Below are 16,085 nucleotides of genomic sequence, written 5' to 3'. Positions count from 1 at the left end.
TTTTCACTACCGCTATCGCGAGCAGGCTCACTCCTACAGGTACATCGCTGTCCCTGTAGGAGTGAGCCTGCTCGCGATGGAGGCGCCGCGGTCTTGAATCAACGCCGCAGATATGACCCGAAATCAATATCCCCGGCACTCAGGATCGCCTGCACCCGGTTGTGCACGTTGAGCTTGCGCAGGATCGCCGAGACGTGGGCCTTGACCGTGGTCTCGGCGATTTCCAGGGTGTAGGCGATCTGCTTGTTCGATTCGCCCTTGGTCATGCGTTCCAGCACCTGCAGCTGCTTGCGGGTCAGGGCCTGGAGCAGTTCGGGCGGGAAGCTCGGGGTGTCGTTCATCCGTCGGTGGGTGCTGCTTTTGGCGGTGCGGATGATGTCCGGGGGCAGGTAGACATTACCGTTGAGAATCTGCTGGATGGCATCGGTCATCTGGGTGCGGGGTGACGACTTGGTGATGAAACCCACCGCGCCGTAGGTGATGGCTTGCAGCACGATCTGCTTGTCCTGCTCGGCGGAGACAATCACCACCGGAATGGTCGGCGCTTCGTTGCGCAGGTTGATCAGGCCATTGAGCCCGTGCATGCCGGGCATGTTCAGGTCGAGCAGGATCAGGTCCAGATCGTCGTGTTCCTGGGTCAGGGCCAGGGCGCTGTCCAGGTCAGCGGTTTCCATCACTTCGCTGCCGGCAAAACCGTCGCTGATGACGTTGTGAATGGCTTCGCGAAACAGCGGGTGATCGTCGGCAATCAGGATTTTGTACATGGCCTTTCACCTCATTATTTTGATTATGGTGTGGCAACAACACGCACGCGTAAAGCTCAGGGAAAGGGTTCGGGCCGGGCTGGCGAAACCGGCAGGTTGGCCGCTAGCCAGGCATCCAGGCCATCGCGATACCAATACAGAGTCTTATAGCCCATGGTGGCTGCGCGTTTGACCGCATTCCAGCTCAACCAGCAGTCGGAGCGGCAATAGAAGACCAGCGGTTGCGTCGGGTCGCCGGCGGTCAGCTTTTTAAGGTTGGCGGCGAAATAGTCCTGCCATTGCGGCGTGAGGTCGCCGTCACCGGTATTGGCCAGCCAGTGGCTGCCGGGCAGGTTTTCATGGGGCTGGTCTTCGATGAATTGCCCTTGCAGCCACTGGCGGCGGTAGACGTCGATCAGCACCGGGCGCGGAGTTTGGCCGAGCAGCGTTTGCAGGGCGCGGGTGTCGACGATGGTTGCGCCTTGCAGCTGGTCGGGCGTCGGGCTGCGGTACAGGCCGATGCGATAGCCGTCAGCAGAGAACAGCGCTGTGTCGGCCTGCGCAGTGCTCAGCAGCAGGCCCAGCGACAGGGCGGCGAGAGCAGGGCGCAACAGGCAACGTCGGGCACGTGGCATGGGTTCAGTCCTTATAGTTATGAACCTATTACATGCCAGTCGGGGGGCGTTGGGAATGCGACGATAGACAGGGAAACCAGTACTAAAGTAGTAATTTCACCCTGTTCAAAGAAGATCCCCCTGTAGGAGCGAGCCTGCTCGCGAAGGCGTCGTGTCAGTCAGCTCATTTCTTGAATGTGCCGCCGCTTTCGCGAGCAAGCTCGCTCCCACATTGGGATTGTGTTGTCAGTTGGCTTTGCGCAAGGCCGCATGCTGCGGGTTGAAGGTCAGTACGGCGAGCAATGCGAACAGCAGCGTCAGCCCCGTGCACACCGCCAGTGCCAGCGGATTGAAGCGTTCATACAGGGCAAAACGCACCAGCTCCACCGCATGGGTGAACGGATTCACCGCGCACAGCCAATACAGCCATTCGCTGGCCTCGCGCATCTTCCACAGCGGATACAGCGCCGATGACAGGAAAAACAGCGGGAAGATCACGAAATTCATCACCCCGGCGAAGTTCTCCAGCTGGCGGATCGCGTTCGACAACAGCAGACCCAGGGCGCTGAGCAGCAACGCCACCAGCAGCAGGGCCGGCAACGCCAGCAACAGGCCCATGGCCGGTGGCCGCACGCCGTAGACCCAGGCAATCGCCAGGAACGCATACACCTGCAACAGCGAAATCAGCGACGTGGCCAGCAGCTTGCTGCACAGCACGAAGGTGCGCGGCAGGGGGCTGGTCAGCAGCACGCGCATGCTGCCCATCTCGCGGTCGTAGACCATCGACAGTGAGCCCTGCATGCCGTTGAACAGCAGGATCATGCAGGCCAGGCCGGGAATGATGTAGACCTCGTACGGGATGTAGGTGTCGTAGGGCTCGATGATCGCGATCCCCAGCGCTGCGCGAAAACCCGCCGCGAACACCAGTAGCCACAGCAGCGGCCGCACCAGGGCGCTGAGAAAACGCGTGCGTTGCAGCACAAAGCGCAGCCATTCGCGCAGCACGATACCGCGCAAGCATTGCCAGTAAGCAGTCATTGCGTGGCTCCTGTGGTCGTCAGACGGGAGAAGGCCGAACCGAGGTCACCGCCGTGTTCCTGGCTCAGGGCATCGGCCTGCCCACTGGCCACCAGCCGGCCTCGATGCAGGATCAGCAAGTCATCGCTGGGCTGCACTTCGTCGAGCAGGTGAGTGGTCCAGAGCACGCTGATGCGCTCATCGCGACACAGGCTGCGGATGTGCTGGTTGAGCGCCAGGCGACTCGCCGGGTCGAGGCCGACACTGGCTTCATCGAGCAGTAACAGGCGCGGTTCGTGCAACAGGGCGCGGGCAATTTCCACCCGGCGACGATGGCCGCCATTGAGTTCGCGCACCCGTTCGCGGCGGCGTTCGGTCAGGGCCTGGCGGGCCAGTTCGGCATCGACCCGAAGGTCAGTCTGGCGCCGGGACAAGCCATGCAATGCAGCGTGATAACGCAGGTTCTGCTCGACGCTGAGGTCCAGGTCCAGGGTGCTTTGCTGGAACACCACACCCAACTGCTTGAGTGCCGGGCGTGGTGCGCTGCGCAATGAATTGCCACCGACGCGGATCTCGCCGTGCTGCAGATTATAGAGCCGGGTCAGCAGGGCAATCAGGGTCGACTTGCCGGCGCCGTTGGGCCCCAGCAGCGCGGCGAAACGCCCGGGCTCCAGGTTGAAACTCACTTTGCGCAAGGCCTCTCGAGTACCGTAGGCGAAACTCAGGTCGCTGACTTCAAGGGCGTTCATGGCGTCACCACTACGCCCCAAGGGTAGCGTCCGACTTTCACCGATTTGCTGACCTTGAGGCTGTCGACATCGATCACCGACACGTCACCGCTGACACCGTTGGTGGCCAGCAATTGCTTCTGATCCGGGGTGAATGCCATCTGCCAGACCCGTCGACCGACCAGCAGGTAATCGACAATCTCGAAGGTCTTGGCGTCGACCACTGCGACGTGATTGGCCGGGCCGAGGGCGACGAAAGCGTATTTTCCATCGGCGCCGAGCTTGATGCCCACCGGCTGCACCTTGTCCGGGTGCACGCCCTTGATCTGGAAGTTCAGGGTCTTGAGCACGTTGCGGCTGGCCACGTCGAGAATGGTCACTGTGCCGCCGATTTCCGCCGAGGCCCAGAGTTGGGCGCCATCCGGGGAGAACTCGACGAAGCGCGGGCGCTGGTCCACCAGGGTGCTGTCGGCCAGGGTCTGGGTGCTGGTGTCGATCCAGTGCAGCATGTTGGTGGTTTCGCTGGTATTGACCGCCCACTTGCCGTCGGGGCTCACCGCCATGCCTTCGGGTTCGACGCCGACGTTGATCTGGCCGAGGACCTTGGAGGTGTCAGTGTCGATCACCGTGACCAGTGCATCGTCTTCGTTGGAGACATACAACCAGCGATTGTTCGGGTGCAGGGCGAATTGCTCGGGGTCCTTGCCCGAGGGCAGTTCCTTGATGATCTTGCGCGTGGCCACGTCCATCACCTGAACCCGGTCCGAGTCACTGGCGCAGATGTACAACAGCTTGTTGTCATGGGACAGCAGCAGGCCGCGGGGGCGCTGGCCGACGGGCAGGGTGTCGGTGACTTGCAGGGTCTGCAGGTCGATCAGGCTCAGGCTGTTGTCCTTTTCGTTGGAGACCCAGGCAGTGCTGGCAACGGCATGGCCAGCGGCGAGCAACATGATGCAAGAGAGCAGGGTGCGGCGCATGGCGGATTCCTTGTTGTTGTGATGATCGGATCAGGGAAAACGGCAGCTGACCTCGGGTTTGTCATAGCCCAGGCTGTCCATCTCGTTGAACGGGTGCAGAAAGCCGTCCTGGGGTGACGTACTGACCAGCGCCCGGGGTTGCACGATAGGGATCGGCTGGCGCAACTGCCCGTTCCACGGCCGATAACTGAGCTTGCGGCCCTTGAAACCGTCGAGCGGCAACTGGTCGCTGATTTCCAGCGTACGGATCGCCATCGGCTCGGCCTGGCGCAGTTTGCTCACGGCGCTGGCGATACTGCGCACGGCCATCCATGCCGCGAAATCGCGGTCATTCATCCAGCGCCCGGTCAGGGCTTCGAAGCGTTTTTGCAGCTGCGCGGCGCCGTAGGTTTCGACGGTCTTGTGCCAGCCCACCGGGGTCAGGCCCTGGGTGCCGGCGACCGGGCGCGGGTACCAGGTCTGGTAGGGCACGTATTCACCGAAGTCGCCGCGTTCATCGGCCACCAGTACCACGTCGTACTCGGCGGTCTGGGTGAACAGCGGCATGTCGGCCTGGGCGCTGCGGCGTTGGTCGTTATCAAAACTCCAGGTTTTTTCCGCCACCAGTTGCAAGCCGAAGCGCTTGGCGGCGCGGCGCAGGGCGGCGGCATAGGCTTGATCGTCCTGGGTCGGGCCGACAATCAGCAGCGCCCGCTGCCATTTGCGCGCTACCAGAAACTGCGCCAGTGCATCGGCGAGCATCGCCCGGCTCGGCAAGGTGTGCAGCACGTTCGGCAGGCAATCGGAGCTGCGCAGGTTGTCATCGGGGCTACCGGCGTTGAACAGCAGGCTGTCGGGCAGGGCGGCACTCAATTGGCGCAGGCTGGTGGCGGGGACATTCACCACAAACAGGCGCAGGCCTTGTTCGTGCTGAGCCTTCGCCGCTTCGAGCAAGTTCTCGGGGCTGTCGACGCTGGCGCTGACCAGGCTGTAGCCGTGGTTGAGAAAACGCCCGGTGCTGTTGCTGTCGGTGATCGCCAGTTCGGCGCCGCGCAGCCCGGCATCGGTAGGCTCGGGGATGACGTTCGATAACAACGGACCGGGGTCGGGGTGATAACCCAGGTAGCCGATGCGCACCTGCAAGGGCGCATCGGCGGCCTGGCTCTGGGTGGCCAGGCCGGCGGCGCAGGCAATCGCCAGCAGGTAGATCAGGGCGTAAGGGGCAAGCTGGCGCATAAGGCTCTCCATGACCGTTAGCGCCAGCATAGAAAGCCCGTGAGGCTGAGGAAATATGCAGAAAGTACCGGTGGTGTCCATCCAGCGCCTTACTACCAAGGGACTAGGTGGCGACCACCAAAGCAGCATGGGGTGAGTGCGATACCGTTTCTAAGATGGCTGCCATAGCCTCTGCCAAGAGGTTTTGCGTGCAACCCAGAGGGCATAACAATGACAACAAAACGCAACGCCTTGCTCGTGACCGGGCTATTGGCCAGTTTGATCAGCGCAGGTTCCGTCTGGGCCCACGGCAACGTGGTCCCACAAGCCGTGGCCACCCCGGGGCTGACCCCGATCAAGGACGCCGGAGTGCAACTCGATGCCGATGGCTGGGCCGCGGTGAACCCGTATCGCACTGCCCCGGAACACGACAAGGCAGTGGAGATCGGCTCTTCGGCCTACACCCAGAACTGCGCGGCCTGTCATGGTCTGGAAGCCAAATCCGGCGGTATCGCCCCCGACTTGCGCATGCTCGATGTCGGTGAGGCGGGCGATGAATGGTTCGCCGAACGGGTGCGCCATGGCGCGGTGCGCGACGGTCGGGTGTACATGCCGAAGATGGCCGACTACCTGAGCCAGGAAGCCCTGTGGGCGGTGCGCACTTATCTGGACACCGTGCACGTCGAGGAGTGACCCATGCGCCTGCTCGCTGTGTTGATCAGCGCTCTGTGGCTGTGCTGCCAGGCGGCGCAGGCACAGGTTCGAAACTACGACGAAATGATCGCCGCCGGAGAGCTGAAGGTGGCGGTCTACAAGGACTTCGCCCCGTACAGTTTTGAGCGCGCCGGAAAGCCCCAGGGTGTCGATGTCGAACTCGCCGAAGCCTTGGCCAAGGCGCTCGGCGTACGCCTGACGCTGATCTGGGCGCCGGCCGGGGAAAAGCTCGATGACGACCTGCGCGATTACATCTGGCGTGCCAGTGCCTTGCACAACCAGCAACTGGCCGACCTGATGATGCGCGTGCCCTACGACCGTGACTACGCGCAGAAGCGCAACGAGTTCGGCGAACTGGTCAACGGCCAAGTGGTGATGTTCGGTCCGTACCAGAACGAGCAATGGCAGGTGGCCTATGACCGCCGGCGACTGGACAAGGTCGCCAGCGTTGCGATGTTCGAGCATCACCCGATTGGTGTCGAAGTCGACAGCGTGCCGTCGTTCTACCTGACCTCGGTGTTCAACGGCATGCTCGCCGGCAAGACTCATCACTATCCCGGCGTGCCCCAGGCGTTTGCCGCGATGAAGGCCGGTGAGGTCGACGCGGTGATGGCCATGCGCGGCGAGATCGACTGGCAGGTACACCAGGCCGCCGACCCGCAAGTGGCGCTGGCAGAAAACGCCTACCCGAACATGGGCAAGCAGCTTTGGGAAATCGGCATGGCGGTGCACGAAAGCAATCGCCAACTGGCCTATGCCGTGGAAGAGGCGCTCGAAGGCCTGATCCGCGAGGGTGCGGTGAAGACCATCTACGGCCATTACGGCCTGCGCTACGACGTGCCCGAGATGTATCAATAAGGAGCAGGCGATGAAATGGCAAGGGAGTTGTCTGTTGGCCTGCTGGTTAAGCCTGGCGGCACAGGCCGCCGAAATCGATCCCGGCAAAGACCCGGTGCCATCGGTGATGTGGGCCTTCTATCAGCAGCAGTTTCTGGGCAATGCGCCGTTCGTTTTCGATGAGCGGGTCAAGCTGCTGGCGCCGCCGTTTGCCGAAGATGCCCGGCAGGTGCCGCTGGAAATCGACGCCCGGGCGTTCAACGGCGAAGTGGTGAAAATCCTCGCCTGGGCCGAGCTGAACCCGTTGCCGAAAATCGTCGACTTCCAGCCGCTGAATGCGGTTTTGCCCTGGTTGTCATTGCGCATTCGCATCGAACAGGCCACACCCTTGCGCGCGGCGGTGTTGACCCGCGACGGCGTGTGGCATGTCGGTTCGACCCTGATCGACGCCGCAGGTGGCGGCTGCACCGCACCAAGCGTGGTACGCAGCCAGCCAGGCTGGGAAGATCACATCGGCGAAGTGCTCGGCGGGCGCTATCCCCGGGGCGAATTCAGCCGTTTGCGTATGCAGGTGGCTCATCCCATGGACAACGGCATGGTCAGCGGCATCCCGGAATTCTTCATCAACCATGCCGAGTTGCGCGACCACAACGAGCAAGTGCTGGCCCGGCTGGAGCTGTTTCCTGCGGTCAGCGAAAACCCCAACCTGGCCTTCGACATCGAAGGGGCAGGGCAAACGCGCCTGCTGCTACGGGACAACAGCGGCAATGAGTTCGATGCGTCGATACTCTGACCCAAAGAAGCGTGACCCCAAGGAGCGTGGCATGCGCTGGATCCTGTTGATGGTGTTAAGCGTCAGCCTGCCGGCCCTGGCCGATCTCGAGTACTCACTCAAGCCCCGGCAGATCGCCCAGGACACTTGGTTGCTGGAAGGCAGCACGGATAATTTCGCCAAGGCCAATGGCGGCAATATCGTCAACACCGCGTTCATCGTCACTGAACGCGGTGTGGTGGTGATCGACACCGGGCCGTCCAGGCGTTACGGCGACGCGATGCGCAAGGCCATTGCCGCCACTACTGACAAGCCGGTGATCGAGGTCTTGCTGACCCACCACCACCCGGACCATGTGCTGGGCAATCAAGCCTTCGCCGACGTGCCGATCGGTGCCCTGGCCGGCACCACCGAGCTGTTGCACCGGCAAGGCGATGCCATGGCCGAAAATATGTACCGCATGGTGGGTGACTGGATGCGTGGCACCGAAGTGGTGCTGCCGACGCAGACGCTGACACCCGGCGTGAAAAGTTTTGGGAATCACGATCTGCGCTTGCTGAGCCTGGGTGGGCATACGGGCGCGGATCTGGCTATTCTCGACCAGCGAACCGGCGTGCTGTTTGCCGGGGACCTGGTGTTTTATCAACGGGCCCTGACCACGCCCAACAGTCCAGGGCTGTCGGTATGGCTGGCGGACATCGCGACCCTGCAAGGCTTGCCCTGGACTCAGGTCGTGCCGGGTCATGGGCCGGTGGCCAGCGATCCACAACCCTTCGAGCAGATGCGCGATTACCTGACCTGGCTCGATCAGCTCATGCGCGACGGCGCCGCCAATGGCAGCGACATGGCCGAGATGATCCGCAGCCCGATCCCTGAACGCTTCGCCAGCATCAATTTGAGCCGCTACGAACTGATCCGCAGCGTCAGCCACCTGTACCCGCGTTACGAGCGCGAGCGGATGACGCGGGTGGATTCCAACCGCCAATAAGCGACTCATTTCCCCTGTAGGAGCGAGCCTGCTCGCGATGGACGTTAACGATAACGCAAGCTGCCTGGATGAACGCGGTGGTCTGACGTTTTTCGCGAGCAGGCTCGCTCCTACAGGGGGGCGGCGCCGTTCACAAAATCTCGTGTCCATCTCATCCGACCTGCTACCAAGGAACTAGCAATCTCCTCATTGCGGGCAATTGTTGCCAGGGCGGCGGCGCTCAAGAATCTGCACCAGACCGGGAAAATTTCCCGGACATAACAAAAAACCCGCAGAGGAAGCCGTCATGACCCAACCCGCACGTCGCCAGCCCTTCGTCTTGAGCCTGCTGCTCAGTGCCATGCTGTTGTCCGGCCAGGCATTGGCCGGGGTTTCCGACCAGGACATTCTCCAGGACCCGAAAAACCCGGAACAGGTCGTGACCAACGGCCTCGGCGTTCAGGGTCAGCGCTACAGCCCGCTGGATATTCTCAACGTCGACAACGTCAAGGAGTTGCGACCGGCGTGGGCGTTTTCCTTCGGCGGTGAAAAACAGCGTGGCCAGCAAGCGCAGCCGATGGTCAAGGACGGCGTGATGTACATGACCGGTTCCTACTCCCGGGTGTTCGCCGTGGATGCGCGCACCGGCAAGAAACTCTGGCAATACGACGCACGCCTGCCCGATGACATCCGCCCTTGCTGCGACGTGATCAACCGTGGCGTCGCGCTGTATGGCGACCTGGTGATTTTCGGCACCCTCGACGCCAAGCTCGTGGCGCTGAACAAGGACACCGGCAAGGTGGTGTGGAGCAAGAAAGTCGCCGACCACAAGGAAGGCTACTCGATCAGCGCCGCGCCGCTGGTGATCAACGGCAAGCTGATTACCGGCGTGGCCGGTGGCGAGTTCGGCGTGGTGGGCAAGATCGAGGCCTACGATCCGAAAAACGGTGACCTGTTGTGGACCCGGCCGACGGTCGAAGGCCATATGGGCTACGTCTACAAGGACGGCAAAGCCGTGGAAAACGGCATCTCCGGCGGCGAGGCGGGCAAGACCTGGCCGGGCGATCTGTGGAAGACCGGCGGCGCAGCTCCCTGGCTTGGCGGCTATTACGACCCGGAAACCAACCTGCTGCTGTTCGGCACCGGCAACCCGGCGCCGTGGAACTCGCACCTGCGCCCTGGCGACAACCTCTACTCGTCATCGCGCCTGGCGCTCAACCCGGACGACGGCACCATCAAGTGGCACTTCCAGAGCACCCCCCACGATGGTTGGGACTACGACGGCGTGAACGAGCTGGTGTCGTTCAACTACAGCGAAGGCGGCAAGGAGATCAAGGCGGCGGCCACGGCCGACCGTAACGGTTTCTTCTACGTGCTGGACCGCACCAACGGCAAATTCATCCGTGGCTTCCCGTTCGTGGACAAGATCACCTGGGCCACCGGCCTGGATAAGAACGGCCGGCCGATCTACAACGAGGCCAGCCGTCCCGGCGCCCCGGGCTCGGAAGTCAAGGGCAGTTCGGTGTTCGTGGCGCCGGCGTTCCTCGGCGCGAAAAACTGGATGCCGATGGCTTACAACCAGGACACCGGGCTGTTCTATGTGCCGTCCAACGAATGGGGCATGGACATCTGGAACGAAGGCATCGCCTACAAGAAAGGCGCGGCGTTCCTCGGTGCCGGCTTCACCATCAAGCCGTTGAACGAAGACTACATCGGCGTACTGCGGGCCATCGATCCGAAAACCGGCAAGGAAGTCTGGCGCCACAAGAACTACGCGCCGCTGTGGGGCGGGGTGCTGACCACCAAGGGCAACCTGGTGTTCACCGGCACGCCGGAAGGTTTCCTGCAGGCGTTCAACGCCAAGACCGGCGAAAAGGTCTGGGAGTTCCAGACCGGCTCCGGCGTGCTTGGCTCGCCCGTGACCTGGGAAATGGACGGCGAACAGTACGTCTCGGTGCTCTCCGGCTGGGGCGGCGCGGTACCGCTGTGGGGCGGCGAAGTGGCCAAGCGCATCAAGGACTTCAACCAGGGCGGCATGCTCTGGACCTTCAAGCTGCCCAAGGACCTGGTGGCCAAGCATTGATCCCGATTCCACCGCATAACCCCTGTAGGAGCGAGCTCGCTCGCGATGGTCGTAAACGGTAACGCTGGAAACCTGACACCCCGTGGCGTTCTCGGGTTCATCGCGAGCAAGCTCGCTCCTACGACTAAATAACGAGAGCCCCTCCTGCCAACGATGCATTCGTCTGGCACGCGGGGCTCTCTAGTATCGGCTCATCGCCTGTCAGTACGACAGGCATCGACCCAGACAGAGGCCCACCATGATCTACGCACAACCCGGAACCCCAGGCGCCGTCATTACCTTCAAGCCGCGCTACGGCAACTTCATCGGCGGCGAGTTCGTCGCTCCGATCAATGGCGAGTACTTCACCAACACCTCGCCGGTCAACGGCGAAGTGATCGCCGAGTTCCCGCGCTCCAGCGCCGCCGACATCGACAGGGCCCTCGACGCCGCCCACGCCGCTGCCGACGCCTGGGGCAAGACCTCGGCCCAGGACCGCTCCCTGGTACTGCTGAAAATCGCCGATCGCATCGAGCAAAATCTGGAAGTGCTCGCTGTCACTGAAACCTGGGACAACGGCAAGGCCGTGCGCGAAACCCTGAACGCCGACGTGCCGCTGGCGGCCGACCACTTCCGTTACTTCGCTGGTTGCATCCGCGCCCAGGAAGGCGGGGCTGCCGAGATCAACGAGCTGACCACGGCCTATCACTTCCATGAGCCCCTGGGCGTGGTCGGGCAGATCATTCCGTGGAACTTCCCGCTGCTGATGGCCGCCTGGAAACTCGCCCCGGCCATGGCCGCCGGCAACTGCATCGTGCTCAAGCCTGCCGAGCAAACGCCGCTGTCGATCATGGTCTTCGCCGAGCTCATCGCCGACCTGCTGCCGGCGGGCGTGCTGAACATCGTCCAGGGCTTCGGTCGCGAAGCCGGCGAGGCCCTGGCCACCAGCAAACGCATCGCCAAGATCGCCTTCACCGGCTCGACCCCGGTGGGTGCGCACATCATGCATTGTGCCGCCGAGAACATCATCCCGAGCACCGTCGAGCTGGGCGGCAAGTCGCCGAACATCTTCTTCGAAGACATCATGAACGCTGAGCCTGCGTTCATCGAAAAAGCCGCCGAAGGCCTGGTGCTGGCGTTCTTCAACCAGGGCGAAGTCTGCACCTGTCCGTCCCGGGCGCTGGTGCAGGAGTCGATCTACGAGCCGTTCATGGCCGAGGTGATGAAGAAGATCGTCAAGATCAAGCGCGGCAACCCGCTGGACACCGAGACCATGGTCGGCGCCCAGGCGTCCGAGCAGCAATATGACAAGATCCTCTCGTACCTGACGATTGCCCAGGAGGAGGGCGCCGAGCTGCTCACCGGCGGCGCGGCCGAACGACTGGAGGGCGACCTGTCCAGCGGTTACTACATCCAGCCGACGTTGCTCAAGGGTCACAACAAGATGCGTGTGTTCCAGGAAGAAATCTTCGGCCCGGTGGTGGGCGTCACCACCTTCAAGGACGAAGCCGAAGCCCTGGCCATCGCCAACGACAGCGAGTTCGGCCTCGGCGCCGGCCTCTGGACCCGCGACATCAACCGCGCCTACCGCATGGGGCGGGCGATCAAGGCCGGGCGTGTGTGGACCAACTGTTACCACCTGTACCCGGCACACGCCGCGTTCGGTGGCTACAAGAAGTCCGGCGTCGGCCGGGAAAACCACAAGATGATGCTCGATCATTACCAGCAGACCAAAAACCTGCTGGTGAGCTACGACATCAATCCGCTGGGGTTCTTCTGATTTCGCACTGATGGCAAGCACTCTGTAGGAGCGAGCCTGCTCGCGATGGTCGTCAACGATAACGCGGGAAGCCTGGTGCCCGTGGCGTTCTCGGGATCATCGCGAGCAAGCTCGCTCCTACAGTATTTGTGTGTGCATGACGATCGCGCACCCCCCTACCAAATCACCCCCAAAGCTCCTTCGAAAGTAGCATTCGGGCACTCGATGCCCCGTGCATTAATGGCTCTACCGGAATCACCCGGCACAAGAAGAGGAATGACCCATGTGGACTAAACCCGCGTTTACCGATCTGCGTATTGGCTTCGAAGTTACGATGTATTTCGCCAACCGTTGATTGATCACCCGGCCAGCCGCTGCGTTGGCCGGGCCTGCCTTCTGGAGCATCCGCCATGCACATTCGCGTTCTCGGTTCCGCCGCCGGCGGTGGTTTCCCGCAGTGGAACTGCAACTGCCGCCAGTGCGCCGGTGTGCGCAATGGCAGCCTGCGGGCACAGCGCCGTACGCAGTCGTCGATTGCCCTGAGCGACGACGGTGTGGAGTGGGTGCTGTGCAACGCGTCACCGGACATCCGTGCGCAACTCGAGAGTTTTGCGCCCATGCAGCCGGCGCGGCGCCTGCGTGACAGCGCCATCGCCGGCATCGTGCTGCTTGACAGCCAGATCGACCATTGCACCGGTTTGCTCAGCCTGCGCGAAGGCTGTCCGCATGCAGTGTGGTGCACCGAGCGCGTGCATCAGGACCTGAGCAGTGGTTTCCCGTTGTTCAACATGCTGGAGCACTGGAACGGCGGATTGCACTGGCAACCGGTCGGCCTCGAGCGCCAGCCGTTCAGCATCCCGGCCTGCGAGCATTTGCAATTTCGCGCGATTCCCCTGGTGAGCAACGCGCCGCCGTATTCACCCAATCGCGGCAACCCGCAACCGGGCGACACCATAGGCCTGTTCATCGAAGACCTGCGCAACGGCGCCTCGCTGTTCTATGCCCCGGGGCTTGGCCGAATCGATGATGAAGTGCTGGGCTGGATGCAGCGTGCCGATTGCCTGCTGCTGGACGGCACCCTGTGGCGCGACGACGAAATGCGTATCTGCGAAGTCGGCCAGAGCCTGGGCAGCGAAATGGGGCACCTCCCGCAAAGCGGCCCCGGCGGGATGCTGGAAGTGCTGGAAGGGTTCAACCGCCAGCGCAAGGTGCTGATCCACATCAACAACACCAATCCGATCCTGGATGAAGACTCGGCCGAGCGGGCTTTGCTGGAACGGCGGGGGATCGAGGTCGCCCATGACGGCATGAGTATTGAGCTGTAGCTGATGGCCCTATCGCGAGCAGGCTCGCTCCCACAGGGGACACCGCCGATTCAATGTAGGAGCGAGCCTGCTCGCGATAGGGCCAGCGCAGGCACCGCAAAAATTCCCGGAGAACAAAATGACTGACACCCCCATGTCCCCCACAGAATTCGAAACCGCCCTGCGCGCCAAGGGCGCCTACTACCACATCCACCATCCCTTCCACCAAGCCATGTACGCCGGCCGCGCCAGCCGCGAGCAGATCCAGGGCTGGGTCGCCAATCGCTTCTACTATCAGATCAACATTCCGCTCAAGGACGCCGCGATTCTCACCAACTGCCCGGACCGCGACGTGCGCCGGGAATGGCTGCAACGGATTCTCGACCACGACGGCGTCCCCGGCAGCGAGGGCGGTATCGAAGCCTGGCTGCGCCTGGGTGAAGCAGTGGGCCTGGATCGCGAGCAGATCCTGTCCCAGGAACTGGTGCTGCCCGGGGTGCGTTTTGCGGTGGACGCCTACGTCAATTTCGCCCGTCGCGCCTGCTGGCAGGAAGCGGCCAGCAGTTCGCTGACCGAGTTGTTCGCACCGCAGATCCATCAATCGCGACTCGACGCCTGGCCCACTCATTACCCGTGGATCGACGTCGTCGGCTACGACTACTTCCGCACGCGCCTGAGCCAGGCGCGGCGCGATGTCGAGCATGGCTTGCGCATCACCCTGGCGCACTACGTGACGGCCGAGGGGCAACAACGCATGCTGGACATTTTGCAATTCAAGCTCGACGTGCTGTGGAGCATGCTCGATGCCATGAGCATGGCCTACGAGCTTGCGCGCCCGCCGTATCACACGGTCACCGGCGATAACGTCTGGCACCGGGGGATCGCCCTGTGAGCCTGATCGATCGCCAGCAGTCACCGGCCTTGCGCCGCGGCTTTCGCCTGCAATGGGAGCCCCGTCAGGACTGCCACGTGCTGCTGTACCCCGAAGGCATGATCAAGCTCAACGCCAGTGCCGGACAGATTCTCGATCTGGTCGATGGCCAGCGCAGCGTGGCGGCGATCATTGATCGATTGAGTGCGAATTTCCCCGGCGTACCGGGGATCGACGAAGACGTGCTGGCGTTTCTGGAGGTGGCCCATGCGCAGTTCTGGATCGAGTGAGACGCAGCCCGGACCGCCGTTGTGGCTGCTCGCCGAGCTGACCTACCGCTGTCCGCTGCAATGTCCCTATTGCTCCAACCCGCTGGACTTTGCCCGGCACGGCGAGGAACTGAGCACGCAAGAATGGATTCGCGTATTCCGCGAAGCGCGGGACATGGGCGCCGCGCAATTGGGCTTTTCCGGTGGCGAGCCACTGGTTCGTCAGGACCTCGCCGAGTTGATCAAGGCCGCCCGGGACATGGGCTACTACACCAACCTGATTACCTCCGGCATCGGCCTGACCGAGCAGAAGGTGCGCGATTTCAAGGTGGCCGGGCTGGATCATATCCAGATCAGCTTCCAGGCCGCCGACGAGGCGGTGAACAACATGCTCGCGGGGTCGCGCAAGGCCTTTGCCCAGAAACTGGCCATGGCCAGGGCCGTGAAAGCCCAGGGCTATCCGATGGTGTTGAACTTCGTCACCCATCGGCACAACATCGACCGGATCGCGCAGATCATCGAGCTGTGCCTGGAGCTGGAAGCGGACTTCGTCGAATTGGCCACCTGCCAGTTCTACGGCTGGGCCGAACTGAATCGCGTCGGGCTGTTGCCTACACGCGAGCAATTGCAGCGTGCCGAACGCATTACTAATGAGTACCGTGAACGCCTTGAAGCTCAGGGCCACCCGTGCAAGCTGATCTTCGTCACCCCGGACTACTACGAGGAACGTCCCAAGACCTGCATGAACGGCTGGGCCAACCTGTTTCTCGACATCACTCCCGACGGCACAGCCTTGCCTTGCCACAGCGCCCGGCAATTGCCGGTAGCGTTTCCCAACGTGCGCGAGCACAGCCTCTCGCACATCTGGAACGACTCGTTCGGCTTCAATCGTTTTCGCGGCGATGACTGGATGAAGGAGCCGTGCCGCTCCTGCGACGAAAAGCACAAGGACCTGGGAGGATGCCGCTGCCAGGCTTTCATGCTGACGGGTGATGCCGCCAATGCCGACCCGGTGTGCAGCAAGTCGCCGCACCACGGGGTGATCCTCAAGGCTCGCGAGGAAGCGGAGGCGCCGGGGTTGGGGATGGAACATCTGACACTGCGTAATGAAAAGGCCTCACAGCTGATCTACCGCGGATAAGCCTGGCGACACAAATCCCCTGTAGGAGCGAGCCTGCTCGCGATGGCGGAGTGTCAGCCAACAAACATGTTGAATGTTGAACCGCTATCGCGAGCAGGCTCACTCCTACAAGGGCG

The 16,085-nt window shown here is 62.5% G+C and carries 17 protein-coding genes; 11 read left to right on the top strand and 6 right to left on the bottom strand.

The features are described from left to right. Nucleotides 1–98: 98 nt before the first annotated feature. The 6 genes from KGA83_RS05020 to KGA83_RS04995 all read right to left on the bottom strand — a co-directional run bounded on the left by KGA83_RS05020 (nt 99) and on the right by KGA83_RS04995 (nt 5,294). On the bottom strand, nt 99–764 hold the full coding sequence (locus KGA83_RS05020; RefSeq protein WP_108215949.1) for a response regulator transcription factor: 666 nt from the start codon (nt 762–764) through the stop codon (nt 99–101). A gap of 56 nt (nt 765–820) precedes the next feature. Beyond that, nucleotides 821–1,378 (bottom strand): PQQ-dependent catabolism-associated CXXCW motif protein, encoded by a 558-nt coding sequence (locus tag KGA83_RS05015; protein ID WP_223528869.1) that lies wholly within the window; start codon nt 1,376–1,378, stop codon nt 821–823. Nucleotides 1,379–1,603: 225 nt separating this feature from the next. Then, entirely contained in the window at nt 1,604–2,395 is a 792-nt protein-coding gene (locus KGA83_RS05010) for an ABC transporter permease (RefSeq protein WP_108215947.1), read from the bottom strand. Beyond that, nucleotides 2,392–3,123: an ABC transporter ATP-binding protein gene (locus tag KGA83_RS05005; protein ID WP_223528866.1), complete on the bottom strand. Its 732-nt coding sequence runs from the start codon at nt 3,121–3,123 to the stop codon at nt 2,392–2,394. Before KGA83_RS05005 ends, KGA83_RS05010 begins: the two co-directional genes overlap by 4 nt. Next, nucleotides 3,120–4,079 carry a YVTN family beta-propeller repeat protein gene (locus KGA83_RS05000; RefSeq protein ID WP_223528863.1) on the bottom strand — a complete coding sequence of 320 codons (960 nt, stop codon included), beginning with the start codon at nt 4,077–4,079 and terminating at the stop codon, nt 3,120–3,122. The genes KGA83_RS05005 and KGA83_RS05000 overlap by 4 nt, the downstream gene beginning before the upstream one ends. Nucleotides 4,080–4,109: 30 nt before the next feature. After that, the gene (locus KGA83_RS04995) at nt 4,110–5,294 is read right to left on the bottom strand and encodes an ABC transporter substrate-binding protein (protein ID WP_223528860.1); all 1,185 of its coding nucleotides are present in this window, start codon (nt 5,292–5,294) and stop codon (nt 4,110–4,112) included. Between the two features lie 210 nt (nt 5,295–5,504). Here KGA83_RS04995 and pedF point away from each other — a divergent pair, with 210 nt between their 5' ends. The 11 genes from pedF (at nt 5,505) to pqqE (ending at nt 15,969) form a co-directional block, all read left to right on the top strand. Next, nucleotides 5,505–5,966, top strand: coding sequence for a cytochrome c-550 PedF (gene pedF / locus KGA83_RS04990; protein WP_108215943.1), 462 nt, complete (start codon nt 5,505–5,507; stop codon nt 5,964–5,966). 3 nt (nt 5,967–5,969) lie between these two features. Next, nucleotides 5,970–6,845, top strand: coding sequence for a substrate-binding periplasmic protein (locus tag KGA83_RS04985; protein WP_223528858.1), 876 nt, complete (start codon nt 5,970–5,972; stop codon nt 6,843–6,845). Nucleotides 6,846–6,855: 10 nt separating this feature from the next. Further along, a complete protein-coding gene (locus KGA83_RS04980) occupies nt 6,856–7,617 on the top strand; it encodes a quinoprotein dehydrogenase-associated SoxYZ-like carrier (RefSeq protein ID WP_223528855.1) in 762 nt (253 codons plus the stop codon). A 31-nt stretch (nt 7,618–7,648) separates the two neighbouring features. Beyond that, on the top strand, nt 7,649–8,584 hold the full coding sequence (locus tag KGA83_RS04975; RefSeq protein ID WP_115947457.1) for a quinoprotein relay system zinc metallohydrolase 1: 936 nt from the start codon (nt 7,649–7,651) through the stop codon (nt 8,582–8,584). A 286-nt stretch (nt 8,585–8,870) separates the two neighbouring features. Next, nucleotides 8,871–10,646: a PQQ-dependent methanol/ethanol family dehydrogenase gene (locus tag KGA83_RS04970; RefSeq protein WP_108215939.1), complete on the top strand. Its 1,776-nt coding sequence runs from the start codon at nt 8,871–8,873 to the stop codon at nt 10,644–10,646. 238 nt (nt 10,647–10,884) lie between these two features. After that, nucleotides 10,885–12,405, top strand: coding sequence for an aldehyde dehydrogenase family protein (locus KGA83_RS04965; protein ID WP_115947458.1), 1,521 nt, complete (start codon nt 10,885–10,887; stop codon nt 12,403–12,405). Nucleotides 12,406–12,667: 262 nt separating this feature from the next. Continuing rightward, nucleotides 12,668–12,739 (top strand): pyrroloquinoline quinone precursor peptide PqqA, encoded by a 72-nt coding sequence (gene pqqA / locus KGA83_RS04960; RefSeq protein ID WP_003253598.1) that lies wholly within the window; start codon nt 12,668–12,670, stop codon nt 12,737–12,739. A 55-nt stretch (nt 12,740–12,794) separates the two neighbouring features. Beyond that, entirely contained in the window at nt 12,795–13,709 is a 915-nt protein-coding gene (pqqB, locus tag KGA83_RS04955) for a pyrroloquinoline quinone biosynthesis protein PqqB (RefSeq protein ID WP_108215937.1), read from the top strand. A 118-nt stretch (nt 13,710–13,827) separates the two neighbouring features. Beyond that, nucleotides 13,828–14,580 (top strand): pyrroloquinoline-quinone synthase PqqC, encoded by a 753-nt coding sequence (gene pqqC / locus KGA83_RS04950; RefSeq protein WP_223528852.1) that lies wholly within the window; start codon nt 13,828–13,830, stop codon nt 14,578–14,580. Beyond that, nucleotides 14,577–14,849, top strand: a complete 273-nt coding sequence (gene pqqD, locus KGA83_RS04945) for a pyrroloquinoline quinone biosynthesis peptide chaperone PqqD (RefSeq protein WP_103393708.1) — start codon at nt 14,577–14,579, stop codon at nt 14,847–14,849. The genes pqqC and pqqD overlap by 4 nt, the downstream gene beginning before the upstream one ends. After that, nucleotides 14,827–15,969, top strand: coding sequence for a pyrroloquinoline quinone biosynthesis protein PqqE (gene pqqE / locus KGA83_RS04940; RefSeq protein WP_223528850.1), 1,143 nt, complete (start codon nt 14,827–14,829; stop codon nt 15,967–15,969). Before pqqD ends, pqqE begins: the two co-directional genes overlap by 23 nt. The last annotated feature ends 116 nt before the right edge of the window (nt 15,970–16,085 follow it).

It is taken from the genome of Pseudomonas sp. GL-R-19 (assembly GCF_019956375.1).
GTDB lineage: Bacteria > Pseudomonadota > Gammaproteobacteria > Pseudomonadales > Pseudomonadaceae > Aquipseudomonas.
This window is presented reverse-complemented; position numbering and strand designations above follow the sequence as displayed.